Annotated in this window: 14 protein-coding genes; 2 read left to right on the top strand and 12 right to left on the bottom strand. The window is 75.8% G+C overall.

Features of this window, described 5'->3' with window-relative positions:
- Positions 1-143 precede the first annotated feature (143 nt).
- The 8 genes from hemL to hemE form a co-directional block, all read right to left on the bottom strand.
- A complete protein-coding gene (hemL, locus tag OM98_RS01500; protein ID WP_010532792.1) occupies positions 144-1,481 on the bottom strand; it encodes a glutamate-1-semialdehyde 2,1-aminomutase in 1,338 nt (445 codons plus the stop codon).
- 91 nt (positions 1,482-1,572) lie between these two features.
- The gene (hemB, locus tag OM98_RS01495) at positions 1,573-2,604 is read right to left on the bottom strand and encodes a porphobilinogen synthase (RefSeq protein WP_010532791.1); all 1,032 of its coding nucleotides are present in this window, start codon (positions 2,602-2,604) and stop codon (positions 1,573-1,575) included.
- A complete protein-coding gene (locus tag OM98_RS01490) occupies positions 2,601-3,545 on the bottom strand; it encodes a uroporphyrinogen-III synthase (RefSeq protein ID WP_050812606.1) in 945 nt (314 codons plus the stop codon). Before OM98_RS01490 ends, hemB begins: the two co-directional genes overlap by 4 nt.
- On the bottom strand, positions 3,542-4,510 hold the full coding sequence (gene hemC, locus OM98_RS01485) for a hydroxymethylbilane synthase (protein ID WP_010532789.1): 969 nt from the start codon (positions 4,508-4,510) through the stop codon (positions 3,542-3,544). Before hemC ends, OM98_RS01490 begins: the two co-directional genes overlap by 4 nt.
- A complete protein-coding gene (locus tag OM98_RS01480; protein ID WP_010532788.1) occupies positions 4,507-5,757 on the bottom strand; it encodes a ferrochelatase in 1,251 nt (416 codons plus the stop codon). Before OM98_RS01480 ends, hemC begins: the two co-directional genes overlap by 4 nt.
- Before the next feature lie 37 nt (positions 5,758-5,794).
- The gene (gene hemQ, locus OM98_RS01475) at positions 5,795-6,562 is read right to left on the bottom strand and encodes a hydrogen peroxide-dependent heme synthase (protein WP_010532787.1); all 768 of its coding nucleotides are present in this window, start codon (positions 6,560-6,562) and stop codon (positions 5,795-5,797) included.
- On the bottom strand, positions 6,559-8,010 hold the full coding sequence (locus OM98_RS01470) for a protoporphyrinogen/coproporphyrinogen oxidase (RefSeq protein WP_010532786.1): 1,452 nt from the start codon (positions 8,008-8,010) through the stop codon (positions 6,559-6,561). The genes hemQ and OM98_RS01470 overlap by 4 nt, the downstream gene beginning before the upstream one ends.
- Positions 8,007-9,236, bottom strand: a complete 1,230-nt coding sequence (hemE, locus tag OM98_RS01465) for a uroporphyrinogen decarboxylase (RefSeq protein ID WP_083837664.1) — start codon at positions 9,234-9,236, stop codon at positions 8,007-8,009. Before hemE ends, OM98_RS01470 begins: the two co-directional genes overlap by 4 nt.
- A gap of 102 nt (positions 9,237-9,338) precedes the next feature.
- Between hemE and OM98_RS01460 the strand changes: the two genes are divergently transcribed.
- Positions 9,339-10,739 carry a glutamyl-tRNA reductase gene (locus OM98_RS01460; RefSeq protein WP_010532784.1) on the top strand — a complete coding sequence of 467 codons (1,401 nt, stop codon included), beginning with the start codon at positions 9,339-9,341 and terminating at the stop codon, positions 10,737-10,739.
- Here the strand turns inward: OM98_RS01460 and OM98_RS01455 are convergent.
- Positions 10,701-11,096 (bottom strand): hypothetical protein, encoded by a 396-nt coding sequence (locus OM98_RS01455; RefSeq protein ID WP_010532783.1) that lies wholly within the window; start codon positions 11,094-11,096, stop codon positions 10,701-10,703. The genes OM98_RS01460 and OM98_RS01455 overlap by 39 nt on opposite strands.
- A gap of 97 nt (positions 11,097-11,193) precedes the next feature.
- On the opposite strand from OM98_RS01455, the gene OM98_RS01450 reads away from it, so the two are divergent.
- Complete coding sequence (locus OM98_RS01450; RefSeq protein ID WP_010532782.1) at positions 11,194-11,487, top strand: hypothetical protein; 294 nt, start codon at positions 11,194-11,196, stop codon at positions 11,485-11,487.
- Between the two features lie 26 nt (positions 11,488-11,513).
- Here OM98_RS01450 and OM98_RS01445 read toward each other — a convergent pair whose 3' ends face one another.
- The 3 genes from OM98_RS01445 to OM98_RS01435 all read right to left on the bottom strand — a co-directional run bounded on the left by OM98_RS01445 (position 11,514) and on the right by OM98_RS01435 (position 17,180).
- A complete protein-coding gene (locus tag OM98_RS01445; protein ID WP_010532781.1) occupies positions 11,514-12,833 on the bottom strand; it encodes a M18 family aminopeptidase in 1,320 nt (439 codons plus the stop codon).
- Positions 12,830-14,830, bottom strand: coding sequence for a DUF6541 family protein (locus OM98_RS01440; protein ID WP_010532780.1), 2,001 nt, complete (start codon positions 14,828-14,830; stop codon positions 12,830-12,832). Before OM98_RS01440 ends, OM98_RS01445 begins: the two co-directional genes overlap by 4 nt.
- Positions 14,831-14,900: 70 nt before the next feature.
- A complete protein-coding gene (locus OM98_RS01435) occupies positions 14,901-17,180 on the bottom strand; it encodes an acyltransferase family protein (protein WP_010532779.1) in 2,280 nt (759 codons plus the stop codon).
- Positions 17,181-17,206 lie beyond the last annotated feature (26 nt).

Here is a 17,206-nt window from a genome sequence, read left to right as displayed (position 1 = left end):
GCGGTGACTCACGGCCCGATCGGCACGCTTTTCATCACCTGACTTCCCTGCGTGGAAGTCAGGTGATGAAAAGCGTGCCGAGCGGGCCAGATAGGCCGGGCGGCGCCCGGCGGGACGGGCCGGCGCGGTGTCCGGCGGGCGGGTCAGGCGTGGGCGGCGGCGCGGGCGGCGGCGGGGAGGGCCTCGCCGATGCGGTCCAGCACGGCGTCCGTGTGCGCCGTGGAGAGGAACCAGGCCTCGAAGGCCGAGGGCGGCAGGTAGATGCCGTCCGCCAGCAGCGAGTGGAAGAAGCGGCGGAAGGCCTCGGTGTCCTGCGCCTTCGCCTCCTCGTAGCCCCGCACCGGCGCCTCGCGGAAGAACACGGAGAACAGGGTGCCGGCGGTCTGGATGACGTGGGGGACCCCGGCCTCGGTGAGCGCCGCGCCCACCATGCCCTGCAGGTGCTCGCTCGCGGCGCCCACGGTCGCATAGGCCTGCGCGTCCAGCCCGGCGAAGGTCGCCAGGCCCGCCGCGGTGGCCAGGGGGTTCCCGGACAGGGTGCCCGCCTGGTAGACGGGGCCGGCCGGGGCGAGCTGCGCCATCAGGTCCGCGCGGCCGCCGAAAGCCCCCACGGGCAGGCCGCCGCCGATGACCTTGCCGAAGGTCATCAGGTCCGGCGCCCAGCCCTCGCCGTCGATGCCGTAGTAGCCCTCGCGGGAGGCGCGGAAGCCGGTGAGCACCTCGTCGGTGATCAGCAGCGCGCCCGCGGCGTGGGCGGTCTCTGCCAGGAAGCGGTTGAAGGCGATCGGGGCGCCGTCCGCGCCGGGGACCTCCGGCGGGGTCACCACGCCCATGTTCGCGGGGGCGGCCTCGGTGATGATCGCGGCGATCTCGTCCCCGCGCTCGGCGAAGAGGGCGCGCACGGCCTCGGCGTCCCCGTAGGGCAGGACGACCGTGTCCCGGGCGACGCCCTCGGTGACCCCGGCCGAGCCCGGCAGGGCAAAGGTCGCCACCCCGCTGCCGGCCTCGGCCAGCAGGGAGTCCACGTGCCCGTGGTAGCAGCCGGCGAACTTCACGACCACGTCGCGACCGGTGGCGGCGCGCGCCACCCGCAGGGCGCTCATGGTGGCCTCGGTGCCGGAGTTGACCAGGCGCAGCTGCTCGATCGGGCCCACGCGGGAGGTGATCTCCTCCACCAGGGACACCTCCCCGGCCTGCGGGGCGCCGAAGGAGAGGCCCTTCCCGGCGGCCTCGCGCACGGCCTCGACCACACCCGGGTTCGCGTGGCCCAGGATCATCGGCCCCCAGGAGCCCACCAGGTCCACGTACTCGCGGCCGTCGGCGTCGGTGAGGATCGCCCCGGAGCCGGAGGTGAGGAACGGCGGGGTGCCGCCCACGGAGCCGAAGGCGCGCACGGGCGAGTTCACGCCGGAGGGGATGACGCGGCGGGCGCGGGCGAAGAGCTCCTCGGAGAGCTGGGTGGGGGAGGACGGGCTGGTCATGGGGTCTCCTTCTCGGGCGACGGGCGACGGGCGACGAGCGACGGGACGGGCGGACGTTACGGGGCGGGGCGGGGCGGCCCCGCCCGGCGGCTCAGCGGAACTCGGCGAGCTGCTCGGGCAGGCCCGCCCGGAACCAGCCCGCCACCTCGCTGGCGTGGTAGGTCAGGACGGTCGAGGCGCCGGCGCGGCGGAAGGCCAGCAGGGACTCCAGCACGGTGCGCTGCCGGTCCACCCAGCCGTTCGCGGCGGCGGCCTCGATCATCGCGTACTCCCCGGAGACCTGGTAGGCGCCCACCGGCACCGGGGAGGCGGCGGCGAGGTCGCGCAGCACGTCGAGGTAGGGCAGTCCGGGCTTGACCATCACCAGGTCCGCGCCCTCGTCCACGTCCAGCGCCAGCTCCCGCAGGGCCTCGCGGCCGTTGGCCGGGTCCTGCTGGTAGCTGCGGCGGTCCCCGGTCAGCGAGGAGTCCACGGCCTCCCGGAACGGCCCGAAGAAGGCCGAGGCGTACTTCGCGGTGTAGGCGTACAGGGCGACGTCCAGGTGGCCGGCACCGTCCAGGGCGTCGCGGATCGCGGCGATCTGGCCGTCCATCATCCCCGAGGGGCCCAGCAGGTGCGCCCCGGCCTCCGCCTGGGCCAGGGCCATCTCGCGGTAGCGCAGCAGGGTGGCGTCGTTGTCGACGACGCCGTCAGAGTCCAGGACGCCGCAGTGGCCGTGGTCGGTGAACTCGTCCAGGCACAGGTCGGCCATCACCACGGTGGCATCGCCGAGCTCGCCGCGCAGCCGGGCCAGCGCGCGGTTGAGGATGCCGTCCGGGTCGGTGGCGCCGGAGCCGACCGCGTCCTTGTGCTCGGGCACGCCGAAGAGCATCAGCCCGCCGACGCCGTTCTCGACCGCCTCGACCGCGGCACGGACGAGGGAGTCCATCGAGTGCTGGGACACCCCGGGCATGGAGGTGATGGGTCGCGCCTCGGTGGCACCCTCGCGCACGAACATCGGCAGCACCAGGTCGGCGGGGCGCAGGGTGTGCTCGCGCACCAGGGAGCGCATCGCGGCGCTGCGGCGCAGGCGACGGGGACGGTCCACGGGCAGCGGGCCGGGAGTGGGCTGCGGGAGGGTCATGCGGTGGGGTCCTTCCGGGAGAGACGGTCGGGGAGTCGGGGTGGGGAGTGCCGGGTCCGGGCGGTCATTGGGGCCACGCGGTCATCGGGACCGGATGGTCGCCGGAACGGGGCGTGCAGGGGTGCTCCTCGCTCGCCGGGGGCGGGCGGGCCCGGCGGGAGGCCCAGCGCCCGGAGGGTGGCGGCGGCGAGGTGCTCGTCGTCGGGGGCGGCGGCGCGGGCGGCCACGTCGAGCCCGGCGGCCTCCGCCGCCGCCGTGGTGGGGCCGCCGATGGTGACCACGGCGGTGGAGGCGGCCATGCCGCTCGCCGCCGCGCAGCGGGCGATCATGGGGCTGGTCAGGACGATCGCCGCGTAGGCCCCGCGGGAGAGGTCCGCGGCGACGGGGCCCGGCAGGTCCACGGCGCGAGGCCGGTAGGCCTCCACCCGTCGCACCGCGTACCCGGCGGCGGCCAGCCCGTCCGGCACGGTCGCGGCGGCGGCCGCGGAGGCGGGGAACAGCACGGTGCGCCTCCCCTCGGGGGCGGGCATCCCGGCGACCAGGGCGGCGCCGGAGCCGCCGGCGACCTGCGCCACCTCCACCCCCGCGTCTCGCAGCGCGGCGGCCGTGCGTGCGCCGACCGCGACCACCCGGGTGTCCGGGTGCACGTGCAGGCGCCCGGAGGCGGAGCGCGCGGGGCTGAGGCCGGTCGCCGCCAGCAGCGCGGTGACGGCGCTGCGGCTGGTCACCACCAGGTCGGTGAACTCCCCGGCAGCGAGGCCGCGCAGGGCCTCCTGCACGGCGGGCCCGGCCTCGCACTCCATCTCCACCAGCGGGTGGTGCTCGACGATCACGCCCGCGGTGAGCAGACGGTGGGGCAGGGAGCCGGCGCGTCCGGCCGGACGGGGCAGCAGGACCCGCACGCGGCCGCCCCCGTGCACCCCGCGCCCGCCTGCGCTCATCGCCCGTTCGCCTCCGCGAGGATCCGGTCGGCGCCGCCCGCGAGCAGCTCACGGGCCAGGCCTGCGCCGAGCGCGGCCGGGTCGCTGTCCGCCGGGGCGCTCGCGGAGGACTCGACCACGGTGGCCCCGTCGGGGGAGATCGCCAGGGCCTGCAGCGTCAGCGCCCCGTCGGCGGTCTCGGCGTGGGCGGCGACGGGGGCGGAGCAGCCCGCCTCCAGGGTGCGCAGCAGGGCCCGCTCGGCCGCGACGGCGGCGCGGGCGGCCGGGTCCTCGAGGGCGGCCAGCGCAGCGGCCAGCCAGGGGGCGGTCTCCTCCCGCACCTCGATGGCCAGGGCGCCCTGCGCGGGCGCGGGCAGCATCGTCGACACGGGGAGCAGCTCGCTGATCACGGCCTCGCGGCCCACCCGGCGCAGGCCGGAGGCGGCCAGCACCACGGCGTCGAGGTCCGCCTGCTCGCCGAGGGCCCGCGCCAGGCGGGTCTCGACGTTGCCGCGGATGTCGACGACCCGCAGGTCGGGGCGGGCCCGCAGCAGCTGGGCGGCGCGGCGCGGGGAGCCGGTCCCCACCCTCGCGCCCTGCGGCAGCGCGGCAAGGGTCAGGCCGTCTCGGGCGCAGAGGGCGTCGCGCGGGTCCTCCCGCACGGGCACGCAGGCCAGCGCGATGCCGGGCGCGGGCGCGGTCGGCAGGTCCTTGCAGGAGTGGACGATGACGTCGACCTCGCCGTCCAGCAGGGCCTGCCGCACCGCGGTGACGAACACGCCGGTGCCGCCGATCTGAGCGAGGGGGCTGGTGCGGTCGATGTCGCCCTGGGAGCGCACGTGCACCAGCTCCACGTCGCGGCCGCTGCCGGCCACCAGCGCCTCGCCGACCGTGCCCGACTGGGTCAGGGCGAGGCGGGAGGCGCGGGTGCCGACACGCAGCGGGGGCAGCGCCCCGGTGCCCGCCTCGGCGGCGCGGGCGGTCACGAGGCGGCCCCCTCCTCGGCGGTGCGCTGCTCGCGGGCCCGGGCGACGTCCTCTGCGGAATCGATGGCGCTGGTGGTGGGGCGGCACATACGGCCCACGCAGCAGTTCGCGCCGCACACGTCGGGGGTGCCGCCGAAGTCGGTGACCACGCGGCGCGGGAAGGCGGGGTCCAGCCGCTCCTGGATCAGGTCGGCCAGCGCCGCCACGAACCGGGGGTCGGTGCCGGAGGTCGCGACCCGGCGGAAGGCCAGGCCGGTCTCGGCGGCGGTCTCCTTGGCCTCGGTGTCCAGGTCCCACACCACCTCGACGTGGTCGGTGACGAAGCCGATCGGCACCACCACGACCGCGTCGGCGCCGTCGGCGTCGTCCTGGTCGGCGGCGAGCTGCTCGATGACGTCGTTGACGTCGGGCTCGAGCCAGGGGATGTGCGGGGCGCCGGAGCGGGACTGGTAGACGAGCTGCCAGGCGGGCAGGGCCGGGACGTCGTCGTGGAGCTGGTCCATCACCCAGCGGCAGGCCGCCAGGTGCTGCTCCACGTACCAGCCGCCGGAGCCCTGGACCCGGGTCTCCTCCGGGCCGGAGGCCTCGGCCATCGACAGCGGCACCGAGTGGGTGGAGAACAGCACCCGCACCCGGTCGGCGTCGTGGCCCTCGGCCACGAGCTCGCGCAGCGCGGCGGCGAGGCCGTCGACCACGGGCTCGAGGAAGCCGGGGTGGTTGAAGTAGACGCGGACCTTGTCGATCGTCATCTCATCGCCCAGGCCCGTCTCCTCCAGCACCATGCCGAAGTCCTCGCGGTACTGGCGGCAGGAGGAGTAGGAGGAGTAGGCGCTGGTGACCAGGCCGAGGGCGTGGCGGTGGCCGTCGGCGTGCATGGCGCGCAGGGCCTCGGCGTTGTACGGCTCCCAGTTGCGGTTGCCGAAGTAGACGGGCAGGTCGATGCCGCGCTCGGCGAGCTCCTGCTCGAGACGGCCGATGAGGTCCCGGTTCTGGGCGGTGATGGGGCTGCGGCCGCCGAGGGCGCGGTAGTGCCCGGCGACCTCCTCGAGGCGCTCGTCGGGGATGCCGCGGCCGCGGGTGACGTTGCGCAGGAAGGGGATCACGTCGTCCTGGCCGTCGGGGCCTCCGAAGGAGGCGAAGAGGATCGCGTCGAAGGCGCGCTGCTCGCCGCGGCGGGTGTGGGTGGCGGCGTCCTTGACGACCTCGCGGGGCTGCGCCAGGGACTGGGAGGGGAGGGTGTCGGTCACGGGGTGTCCTCGGGTCGGATCTCGGCAGGGGCGGGGGTCAGGCCAGCAGGGCGGCCACGTCGGCGAGCTCGGCCAGGCGGCGGCCGGTGTGGAAGGGCAGCTCGTCGCGCACGTGGAGGCGGGCCTTGGAGTAGCGCAGGTGGCGCATCATGTCGACCAGGTCGTGCAGGTCCTCGGCCTCGAAGGAGAGCAGCCACTCGTAGTCGCCCAGCGCGAAGGCTGCCACCGTGTTGGCGTTGACCTGCGGGTACTCGCGGCCGAGCATGCCGTGCTCGATGAGCATCTCGCGGCGCTCGTCGTCGGGCAGCAGGTACCACTCGTAGGTGCGCACGAAGGGGTACACGCAGATCCACTCCCTGCGCTCGAAGCCCTCCATCATGAAGGAGGGCATGTGGGCGCGGGAGAACTCGGCCTGGCGGTGCACGCCGACGGACGCCCATTCGCGGTGCAGCCAGGTCCCCGCGAGGGAGGACTCGAGCTCGCGCAGCGCGGCCTGCAGGGCTGCGGGGTCGTCGGCGGCGAGCCACAGCATGAGGTCGTCCTCGGCGCGGAAGCCGGTCATGTCGTAGAAGCCCAGCAGCTCGGCGCCGGCGGCCTCGATGAGGGTGACGGTCTCGGCGAGCGACTGCTCGATCTGCGCGGCCGTCAGGTCGCCCTCGTCGGCCAGGCCCGCGAGGCGGCGGAAGACGGTGTAGCTGGTGTAGCGGGTGACCTCGCTGCCCTGCCCCGAGGCCGGGGTGTCCGGGGCGTCGGTGCTCTGCGCGGCTGTGGTCTGCTCTGTGGTCCTCTGCGAGGGGGTGCTCATGCGGGGCGTCCTTCCGTGGAGGCGTCGGTGGGGGGAGAGATCAGGGTGTTCTCGGCGCGGACGATGGCGTCCAGGCCGGTGCCGGCGCGCCAGGAGCCGCGCAGCTCCAGCGCGGGGCGGTCCTCGAGCAGGGCGGTGAGCGCGGCGAGGGCCCCGCGGTGGCCGGGGCGCGCCTGGCGCATGGCGCGGTCCCAGTCGAGCACGGCGGAGCCCAGCAGGTCCGTGGCGGTCAGCTCCGTGCCGAGGATCGCGGAGGCGTCGGCGAGGGCCTGGGCGACGATGTCCTCGCGGGCGGGCAGCTCCTCGCCGGGGCGGCCGTAGGACAGGCGCAGCACGTGCGGGCCTGCGGCTTCCGGGTGGGCGGCGCCGGCGGCCTGCTGGACGTGGGCCCACTTGGCGCTGGCGTGGGTGAGGCCCTTGGCGCGGATGCCCGCGGTGCCCGGGGCGACCAGGGCGCCGGTGCCGACGGGGAAGGCGTCCAGGGCGGGGGCGTCCACCACCAGCGCCACCAGGCGCACGGTCGCGGCGGGGGCCTCGGGGATCGCGGCGGCCAGCTCCGGGTCGGCCTCGGCGAGGAGGGAGGCGGCGAGGTCGGGGGCGCAGGCGAGCACCAGGCGGTCGGCGGGCAGCTCCTCGACGCCGGTGCGCACCGTCCAGCGGGCGCACTCGGGGACGGCGGCGGAGCCGGCCGTGCCATCAGTGATGCCGGTGACCTCCGCGGAGGTGCGCAGGTCCGCGCCGCCGTCGCGCAGCTCCGCCTCCAGGGCCTCCGGCAGGGCCGCCATCGTCGGGCTCAGGGAGTGGACGCGGGTGCCGGCGGTGCGGGAGGAGCCGCCGCGCAGGGCCCGCACCGCGCGCACCAGGGAGCCGTGGCGCGCCAGCCCCGCGTGCAGCTGCGGGGAGGCGGTGGCGAACTCGAGGGTGCGCGGGTCGGCCGAGTGCACGCCACCGACCACGGGGGCGACCAGGCGGCGGGCGGTGCGTCGGCCCAGTCGACGGGAGACCACCTGCTCGACGCTCGCGCCGGGGCGGTGGCCGAGGCGGGCGGGCAGCAGCGGCTCGGCGGCGGCACGCAGGGCGCCGGGCAGTCCGAGCACCGTGCGGGCCTCGCGGCCCAGCGGCCGGGCGGGGATGCCCAGCAGGGAGCCGGCGGGGGCGCGGTGCACCCCTGCCTCGGAGACGATGCGGCTGGCCAGGCCCGCGCGGGGCTCGACCACCTGCGCGCTGAGGCCGAGGGAGGCGACCAGGGCGTCCACGGCCCCGGCACCGGTGGAGTAGGCCTCCGCGCCGGAGCTGATCTCGACCCCGGCCACCTCGGTGCGGGCGATCGCGCCGCCGAGCACGGGGGCGGCCTCGAGCAGGGTCACCTGCTCCCCGGCGGCCAGGTGCCGGCGCGCGGCCAGCAGCCCGGCCAGCCCGCCGCCGACCACCACGGTGCGTGCGCTCATGCGGACCGGTGGGGTCGGGGCTGCTCGTGCAGGAAGGCCACCAGGTCGGTGAGGACCTGCGCGTCGGTCTCCGGGGGCACGCCGTGGCCGAGGTTCAGCACGTGGCCGCTGGCCCCGGCGCCCGCCGCCAGCACGGAGCGGGCCTCGGCGAGGCGGGCGGCCTCGTCGGTGAACAGCACGGCCGGGTCGATGTTGCCCTGCACGGGGGTGCCGCTCGGCAGCTCGGCGAGGGCCTGCTCCAGCGGAAGGCGGTGGTCCACGCCCATCACGGTCGCGCCGGCCTCATGCATCGGGGCGAGCAGGTGCGCGGCGCCGACGCCGAAGTGGATGCGCGGCACCGGGAGGTCGGCGACCTGGGCGAGCACCGCCGCGGAGTGGGGGAGGACGTGGGCGCGGTACTGCTCGGCGGAGAGCGAGCCGACCCAGGAGTCGAAGAGCTGCACGGCGGAGGCCCCGGCGAGGACCTGGGCGCGCAGGAAGCGGCCGGAGAGCTCGGCGACCCAGGCGGCCAGGCGGTCCCACACCTCGGGGCGGGAGCGCATCAGGGCGCGGGTGCGCAGGTGGTCGCGGGAGGGGCCGCCCTCGACCATGTAGCTGGCCACGGTGAAGGGGGCGCCCGCGAAGCCGATCAGCGGGGTGGTGCCGAGCTCGGCGACGGTGAGGGCCACGGCCTCCCGGATCGGGGCCAGTGCCTCCTCGTAGGCCAGGTCGAGGTCCGGCAGGGCGTCGACGTCGGCCTCGGTGCGGATGGGGTGCTCGAAGACGGGGCCGACGCCGGGGCGGATCTCCACCCCGAGTCCGGCCAGTCGTGCCGGCACGACGATGTCGGAGAAGAAGATGCCGGCGTCGACCCGGTGGCGGCGCACGGGCTGCGCGGTGATCTCGGCGACCATCTCGGGGTGCACGCAGGCGTCGAGCATGCTGATGCCCTCGCGCAGCGCCCGGTACTCGGGCAGGGACCGCCCGGCCTGTCGCATGAACCACACGCTGGGCGGCGCGTCGGGAGCTTCGCCACACAGCTCGGCGAGCAGTGGCGCATCGCTCACCCCGCCCGCGGCGCGGTCCGCGGTGGCCGGGTGACCGGCCGGCAGCGGGGTCCGCGCGGGGGTGGCGGTACCGGTGTCCGCGGCGGCGGAGGGGCCGCCCACCTGCGGGCTCGTCGCCAGGGTCGATGTTTCTGACGCGGCGTCGCGATAAACGGGCTCTGACGTGCTGTTCTGTGCCATGACCCCTCCATTGTGCACACGGGTGCGGCCCCGCGGAGGACGGCGGGGGCAGGGTCACACGAGCGCGGGACCTCGGCCCCGGGGCGTGCCTAGACTGACTCCATGCTCGTCGCCCTCCGCGCCTCCCACGAGCACCTCGATCTCGATGTGCTCGACGCCCTCACCCGGGGCGCGGACACCCTGCTCTCCGCCCTCGGCGAGGTGCAGGCCGAGCGCGCCGAGGAGCAGGCGGTGCTGGACGGCTGGGTGGTCGTCTCCACCTGCAACCGGCTCGAGGTCTACCTCGACACCCAGCGCTTCCACGACGGCATCGAGCTCGTGATCGACGCGGTCACCCGCACCAGCGGGCTGGACCGCGACCTGGTCTCCCTCTGCTTCGACGCGGCGATGGACGCCCCCGTCACCCGCCACCTCTACGAGGTCTCCTCCGGGCTGCGCTCCGTGGTGCTCGGCGAGGCCGAGATCGCCGGGCAGGTGCGCGCCGCCTACGAGACCGCGCGCCGCGCCGGCACCACCACCTCCCTGCTGCACGACCTGTTCCAGCACGCCTTCCGCTGCGCCAAGCGCGTGGCCACCCAGGCTCCCGTCGGCGCCGCCGGACGCTCCGGGGCCGCGATCGCCCTGGACCGCGCCGCCGCCGAGCTGGGCGGCCTCGAGGACCGCAGCGTGCTCATCGTCGGCACCGGCGCCTACGCCCGACTCGGCGCGGCCGACCTGCTGCGCCGCGGCGCCGGGCCGATCCGCGTCTACTCGCCCTCCGGGCGCACCCCCGGCTTCGTGGAGCGCCACGGACTGGAGACCGTCGGCCCCGAGGAGCTCGAGGCGGCGCTCGCCGGGGCGGAGCTGGTGCTGGCCGCCTCCGGCCGCGGCACCAGCCTGTTCCCCGAGCGCTTCCTGGGCGCCGGCCGCACCGTGGTGCTGGACCTGGCGCTGCACTCGGACCTGCACCCGCTGGTGCGCCACCTCAAGGGCATCACCGTGCTGGGGCTGGCGGACCTGCACGTGAGCACCCGCGACGGCGACCCCGCCCTCGTGCTGGCCCGCGAGATCGTCGAGGAGACCGTCGAGGCCTTCCGCCTGCAGCAGGAGGTGCGCCGGGTCGACCCGGCGATGGCCGCCCTGCGCCGGGAGGTGGCCGACTCCGCCGACGCCGAGGTGGACCGGTTGCGCCGCGAGGTCTCCGGGGAGACCGCCGAGCAGCTCGAGCGCAGCATCCACCGGATCCTCGCCAAGGTCATGCACAACCCGGCCGAGCGCGCCAAGCACCTGGCCGAGACCGGTTTCGCGGACACCTACGTGGAGGCCTTCCACACCATCTTCGGGATCGACATCTCGGCCGACGCCCCCGAGGGGGACCGGCACGACGCCGTCGCCGAGCCCTCCGAGCCGCGTCCGGCCGGCTGGATGCGGGTGGACCACACGGTGCCGCCCAGCGCCGCTGCCGAGCTGGCGCGGGCCGCGGTCTCAGGTCCGGCGGCGCAGCAGTCCCCGACGTCGCGCTGAGCGGCGCCCCCGCACGGCCTCGTCCCGGCGGGCCGGCTCCGCCCCGGCCGCGGGCTCGCCGGGATCACGACGCTCCTCCGCCTCGTCGTCCTCGACCCAGACGTCGGTCCAGCCCACGTCGGACTCGTCCCGGGGGCGGAAGGTGCGGCCCGGACCCAGGGCCTCCCGCACGTCCTCCCGCTCCACCTCGGCGGGGGCGTCGACCCGCTCGCCGCGGTGCGGCACCGGGCAGGTCCAGTAGTAGGGGCACCCCGGGCAGCCGGCGGTCTCCGCGTCGGGCGCGGCCTCCCGTTGCTGCTGGACGCCGTCGAGCTGCTGCAGCATCCGCAGCCGGGCGTCGTAGGGGTTGATCTCCATCCGCCCAGCCTACGGCGCGCGAGCGATCCGGACCCCGAGCCCCCTAGACTCGCGGGGTCCGTCCCCCAGCCCCCCACCGACTCCCGGGAGCGACCGCATGACCACCCCCGCCCAGCAGGTCCACGAGCTCTCCCGGCGCCTGATCGCGCTGCTCGAGCAGGGCGAGCCCACCGGCTCCGAGGCGATCGCCCTGCGCGGCGAGCTGGCCGTGGCCACCGCCCGCGCCGGGCAGCTCGAGGACGCCTTCTTCCAGGCCGACGAGCTGCTCAAGGACGCCCAGCGCGAGCGCGGCCCCGAGCACGCCGACGTGGACGCCGCGCGCGGCGTCGTGGACCAGGTGGAACGCATCGCCCGAGAGACGCTCGGGGCGTCCGGGGACATCCAGAGCTGAGTCGACGCGCCCGCGGCCCGGGAGGCTCAGCCGCGCAGGAAGGCCGCGCAGGCCTCGCGCAGCCACAGCGGGTCCGCCACCGCGCACATCTCTCGGGCGGAGTGCATCGACAGCAGGGTGATGCCCACGTCGATGGTGGTCATCCCCAGCCGGGTGGCCGTGATCGGGCCGATGGTGGAGCCGCAGGGCATCGCGTTGTTCGAGACGAAGCGCTGGTACGGCACCCCGGCCCGCGTGCAGGCCGACGCGAAGACGGCGATGCCCGCCGCGTCGGTCGCGTAGCGCTGCTGGGCGTTGATCTTCAACATCGGCCCGCCGCCCAGGCGGGGCCGGGTCACGGGGTCGTGCCGCTCGGGATAGTTGGGGTGGGCGGCGTGCCCGGCGTCGGCCGAGAGCACCACCGAGGAGGCCAGTGCCCGCCGCCTCGAGGCCTCGTCCCCGCCGAGGGCCGCGTGCATCCGCACCAGCACGTCCTCCAGGAAGGGACCGCCCGCGCCGGAGCGGCTGGCCGAGCCGACCTCCTCGTGGTCGTTGGCGACCAGCAGGGCGATCGGGGCGCCGGAGGCCGGCCCGTCGGCCTGCACCCGGATCAGGGCCTCCACCTCGGCGTGCACCGAGCCGAGGTTGTCCAGGCGGGCGGAGGTGAGGAACTCCTCGTGGGCGCCGAGCAGGGCGGGGGCCTGGGCGTCCACGGTCACCACGTCGAAGCCGACCACGTCGGCCGCGGCCACGCCGGCGCGCTCGGCCAGCAGCCCCAGCACGTCCGCCTCACCCAGGGCGGTGAGGCCCAGCACGGGCTGCAGGTGCCGCTGCGGGTCGAGCTTCAGCCCCTCGGCGTTGACCTGCCGGTCCAGGTGCACGGCGAGCTGGGGGACCCGCAGCACGGGCGGGGTGTCCACCAGCACGGTGGTGCCGTCGGCCAGGGCGAGCCGCCCGGCCAGGCGCAGCTCCCGGTCCAGCCAGGAGTTCAGCAGCGGACCGCCGTAGATCTCGACCCCCACCTGCGCGAAGCCCTCCGCGGTGAAGCCCGGCTCCGGCTTGAGTTTGAGCGCGGGGGAGTCGGTGTGGGAGCCGACGATTCGCCAGGGGGTGGAGGTGTCGGCCCCGGAGGGGGTGGACCAGGCGATGATCGAGCCGTCGCGGATCACGTAGCGGTCCCCGCGCACGTCGATCTCATCCCAGGGATCCTCCTCACGCAGCTCCGTGAAGCCGGCCTGGCACAGCCGCCGCGCGGCCTCGGCGGCCGCATGGAAGCTGGAGGGGGAAGCGGTGACGAAGGCGCCCAGGTCGAGGGCGGCCTCGCGGGCCTCACGGGTGGGAACGGGAGCGGCGGGAGTGGAGGTCACCCGCTCATTGAACCATCGGGGAGGCGGCAGGGCAGGAGCCGCAGCAGCCGCGCCTCGCCCTCGGAGGCCACCACCTCCGCGGCGCCCGAGGTGGAGATCTCGTCCAGCCCGGTGTAGGTGGCGGTCCGGCCGTGCAGCTCCTCGGGGCCGAAGTCCAGGGCGTACTCGACGCCGAGCTCCTCGGCGGCCGCGCAGACCTCCGGGTCGTCCTGCGCCTGGTCGAGCTCCGCGTTCAGCAGGTGCACGGGCGGCTCGGCCTGGAAGCCCATGAACACGGTCAGCACCTCCCGGTCCCCGATCGCCGAGGCCAGGGAGGAGCCGTTCCAGGGGTTGGTGGCGATCAGGGAGTCCTCCGGCACCAGCTCGGGCAGTCGTTCCAGCAGCGCCTCCTCGTCGGAGCTCAGCAGGGACTCCGACCGCCACTGGGCGAGCATCTGGGCCCGGAAGGCGGTCGTGCTCGGCGCGAGCAGGGCCGGCGCGGACACGGCAAGGGCCAGTCCCAGGGCGAGGAGCGGCGGCAGCACCGCCCGGAGGGCCGGGCGACCTCGCCCTGCGCGGTGCGCCGCCAGGGCGCGCACCGCCTGGTCGATGCCGAGGGCCAGCACGGGCACCGCGAGCAGCACCGCGACGGCGGAGGTGCGGAACGGATCGCTGTAGAAGGGGCCGGTGAGCAGGTAGCGCAGGTCGCCGACGGGTGCCGCCCGACCGGCCACCCCCAGGGCGGCGCCGGCCGCCCAGGCCGCCACCAGCCAGCGGCTGCGGGATCGCCGCAGCACCACCGCGATCGCGGCGGCCATCAGCACGCCGAGCAGCAGGACGGTGCCGGTCGCGTTCGCCGCCAGGGAGCCGGTCTGCGCGATCGCCTGCCCCCAGCTCGCGTTCGGCTCCCAGACCGCCGAGCTCTGCGGCGGGCGCAGCCGGGTCCACGCCAGCGCGCCGCCCGCGACGACCGCGAGCACCCCCGGCAGGGCCGCGACCGTCAGCAGCCGGGAGCGTCCGTCCGCGGGGGCGCCCCGGTCCGCGCCGAGCAGCCGCCGTGCGAGGGCCACCAGCAGCATCGGTGTGACCAGCAGCCACGCCGCGAACACGCCCTGCGGATGGGCGGCCGCGACGGTGAGGCAGCTCGCGGCCGCCAGCACCGCCCGCACCGGGACCGGCCAGCGGCGCTGCGCGGGGACCAGCCCGAGCACCTGCGCGGCGGAAGCCACCACCAGCGGCAGCAGGGTCAGGGAGAGCAGCAGCGGCAGCAGCAGCCCGAAGCTCATCAGCGCGAGCGGGAAGGCCGGGGCGATCCCCGCCAGCGCCCCGACCAGGAACACCCCGAGAGGTCCCGCGGCCGTCGCGATGCGCAGCAGCGCCATCAGGCCCAGCGGCCACAGCACGCACCCCACCAGCAGCATCACCACGTTCGTGACCAGCACGATCTCCTGCCCGGAGAGCTGCACGGCCAGGCTCACCGTCTGGTGCCACAGCGCCGGGTAGAAGGACCCCTCCCCGGGAAGGCTCGTCATGCCGCCGACCACGAAGGCCGAGGCGTCCTGCGCGCGCAGCACGTGCCGCACCGCGGAGAGATGGAAGACCGCGTCGTAGGTCTGGCTGACCGCGTCCACCGAGCCCATCAGTCGCAGCTGCCGCCACAGCAGGGCGCCCCCGCCCAGGGCCAGGCCGCCGAGCGCGGCCGGGCCCCACCACCGTGCGGCGGCGGAGGACGTCTGCGAGTGCTGCGGGTCCTCCAGGGCCTCCGCGGTACCGCGGCGCAGCAGCGCGGGCACGGCGAGCAGCAGGCCCGGCACCAGCGGGGAGGCGAGGGACCAGGGGATGCCCAGCAGGTGGCCCAGCTCCGCCGCGAGCGCGATCATCACCAGCGAGAGCAGCGGCAGGCCCGCCGCCAGCACGAGACCCCGCAGTCGCAGCGCCAGGGCGAGGGGCAGGCCCGGCAGGGTGAGCACGGCGAGCGAGGAGATCAGCGCGGCCAGGACGGCGGGGGCATCGGACACCCGGCCGACGCTAGGGCAGGCAGGTGACGGGCCGGTGAACCCCACGCCAGCGGGGCGGGGGCGGGTCCGCTCAGGCGCCCTCGGCGAGGGAGAGCGTGGCATCCACCTGCTCGGCGAACCACGGCCCCATCGTCGCGGAGAACTCGGAGGTGACGTGGTCGCTGTCGCGGAACACGAAGACGTTCCCGATGACCGGGGAGCAGCGACCGTTCGGGCACAGCACCTCCGCCCCGGGATCGGCGACGTGCACCGGGGAGGCAGGGTTGTCCGAGGCCAGGCTCTCCACCGGATTCCCCGCGGCGAACTTGTCCTCGATGTCGTCGCCGCAGGCGAGGTCGGCGTCCGTGGCGTCCCCACCGGAGCGCATCGCCTCGGTGGCGCAGTCGTAGCGGGACTCGCCGTCCGGCCAGCGGGGGTTGTCGCGCAGCAGCAGGACGGGGATGCCCCGTTCCCGCGCCCCGGGGAACACCCCGTAGTCCGCGGGCATGACGGTCTCCTCGGTCCCGGTGGTCGAGGTGTAGGAGCCGAGGGTGACCACCACGTCCGGCTGAACGGAGTCCAGGGCGGCGTCCCATGACTCGTGGAGGGTGGTGCAGCGCTCCTCGTCGGCGGGCGTCGTGATCGAGCACGCGGGGTAGCCGACGTAGTAGACCGCCCAGCCCTTCTCCTCCGCCACGGACATGGCGGCCGCGGTGTACTGCGCGGCATGGGAGTCGCCGGCGAGCATGACCGTGACCTCCGGCTCCTCGCCCTCGGGGAGCATGGCCAGGCAGACCACCCCGTCCTCGGGGGCGAAGCTGCCGCCGCAGTCCGTGGGCATCCGGGACTCGGGCTCGATGATCTGCTCGGGGCCCGGGATCGGGGCGCCGTGCCCCGCGGTCAGGGGGTCGCCGCTCCAGGCCGCCCCGGGGTGGCTGGGCTCCGCCGTCGTGGCCTGCGCCGTGGGCTCCTCCGCGGGGTCGGCGACGGTCCGGGCGGTCAGCGCGGGGAAGGCGACCTGGGCGGCCACCAGTCCCACCGTGAGCGAGGCGGCGACCACGGCCAGGGCCCAGCGCGGCCGCGCATCCAGCAGGGGCGAGCGCCGCACCGGGGTGTCGACCAGCCGGGTGAGCAGCCAGGCCAGCAGGATGGCCGCGCCGAACACTGCCAGCCCGTCCAGCAGACCGGCCCGCTCCCGGTCGGAGTACGCCAGCCAGCCGATGAGCAGCGGCCAGTGCACCAGGTACAGGGCGTAGGCGATCGAGCCGAGGAAGCTGATCGGCGCCCACGACAGCGTCCGGTCCACGCCCCAGGCGCGGCCGGTCTCCCCGACCAGGATCACGAGGCCCGCCGCGGCGAGCGGCCACAGCGCGATCCACCCCGGGAACAGTCCCTGCACGTCCAGCAGGGCGCCGCAGGCGATCAGGGCGAGCAGCCCCACCCAGCCCAGCAGGGTCGCGGGGATCCCCCGGCGCCCCGCGCCCCGCCGCTCGCGTCGGCGGTCCAGGAGTGGCAGCGCCAGGGCCAGCAGGGAGCCCGCGGCGAACTCCCACAGACGGGCCCCGGTGTCGAAGTAGGCGAAGCCCTGGTCCGCCGCCGTGATCACGATCGACCAGGCGAAGGAGGCGGCCCCCACGATCCCGAAGATCACGAGCATGACCCGTCGTGGCGAGGACCGTCCGCGACGCAGGCGCAGCCACAGCACCCCGAGGGCGAACAGCACCGGCCAGAGCAGGAAGATCTGGCCCTGGACGGACATGGACCAGAAGTGCTGCAGCGGGGAGGCCGCCGCGGCGTCGTGCGCGTAGTAGTCGACGCTGTCGGCCGCCAGGACGTAGTTCTGGATGTACAGCAGGCTGCCGACGGCATGGCGATGCACCGTGCTCCAGGACGTCGCGGGCAGCAGCCACCAGCTCAGCGCCAGGGACCCGAGGATCACCACCACGGCCGGGGGGAGGAGCCGCTTGAAGGTCCGCAGCCAGTAGTGGGCCACGGCCACCGGCCGCCCGGCCTCCATGCGCCGCAGGAAGGTGCCGGTCAGCAGGAAGGCGGAGATGAACAGGAAGACGTCCACGCCGCCGGAGACCCGCCCGAACCAGATGTGGTAGGCGGCGACCAGCAGGATCGCGACGGCGCGCAGGCCGTGGATCTCGGGTCGGAAGGTGCGGCGGAGGTCCTGCCCCGGCTCCAGCCAGTCCTCGAGGTCCGAAGGAGGGAGCCGCCGCTCCGCGGCTCGTCGTGTCGCCGCGGGTACCTGCGCGGGGGGCTCGTCGGGGGCGTCCTGGATCCAGGCGGAGGCGTCGGCCGGGGCGGCGGACCGGGCGCGGCGGCCGTGCGGCGAGTCCGGCGAGGGAGGGCTGGCTGCGCTCACGTCGTCGCCCCCATCTTCTCCCCGTC

This window comes from Brachybacterium squillarum M-6-3 (genome assembly GCF_000225825.1).
Lineage (GTDB): Bacteria > Actinomycetota > Actinomycetes > Actinomycetales > Dermabacteraceae > Brachybacterium > Brachybacterium squillarum.
The sequence above is the reverse complement of the archived record's forward strand: the minus strand, read 5'-3'. Positions and strand labels throughout refer to the sequence as shown.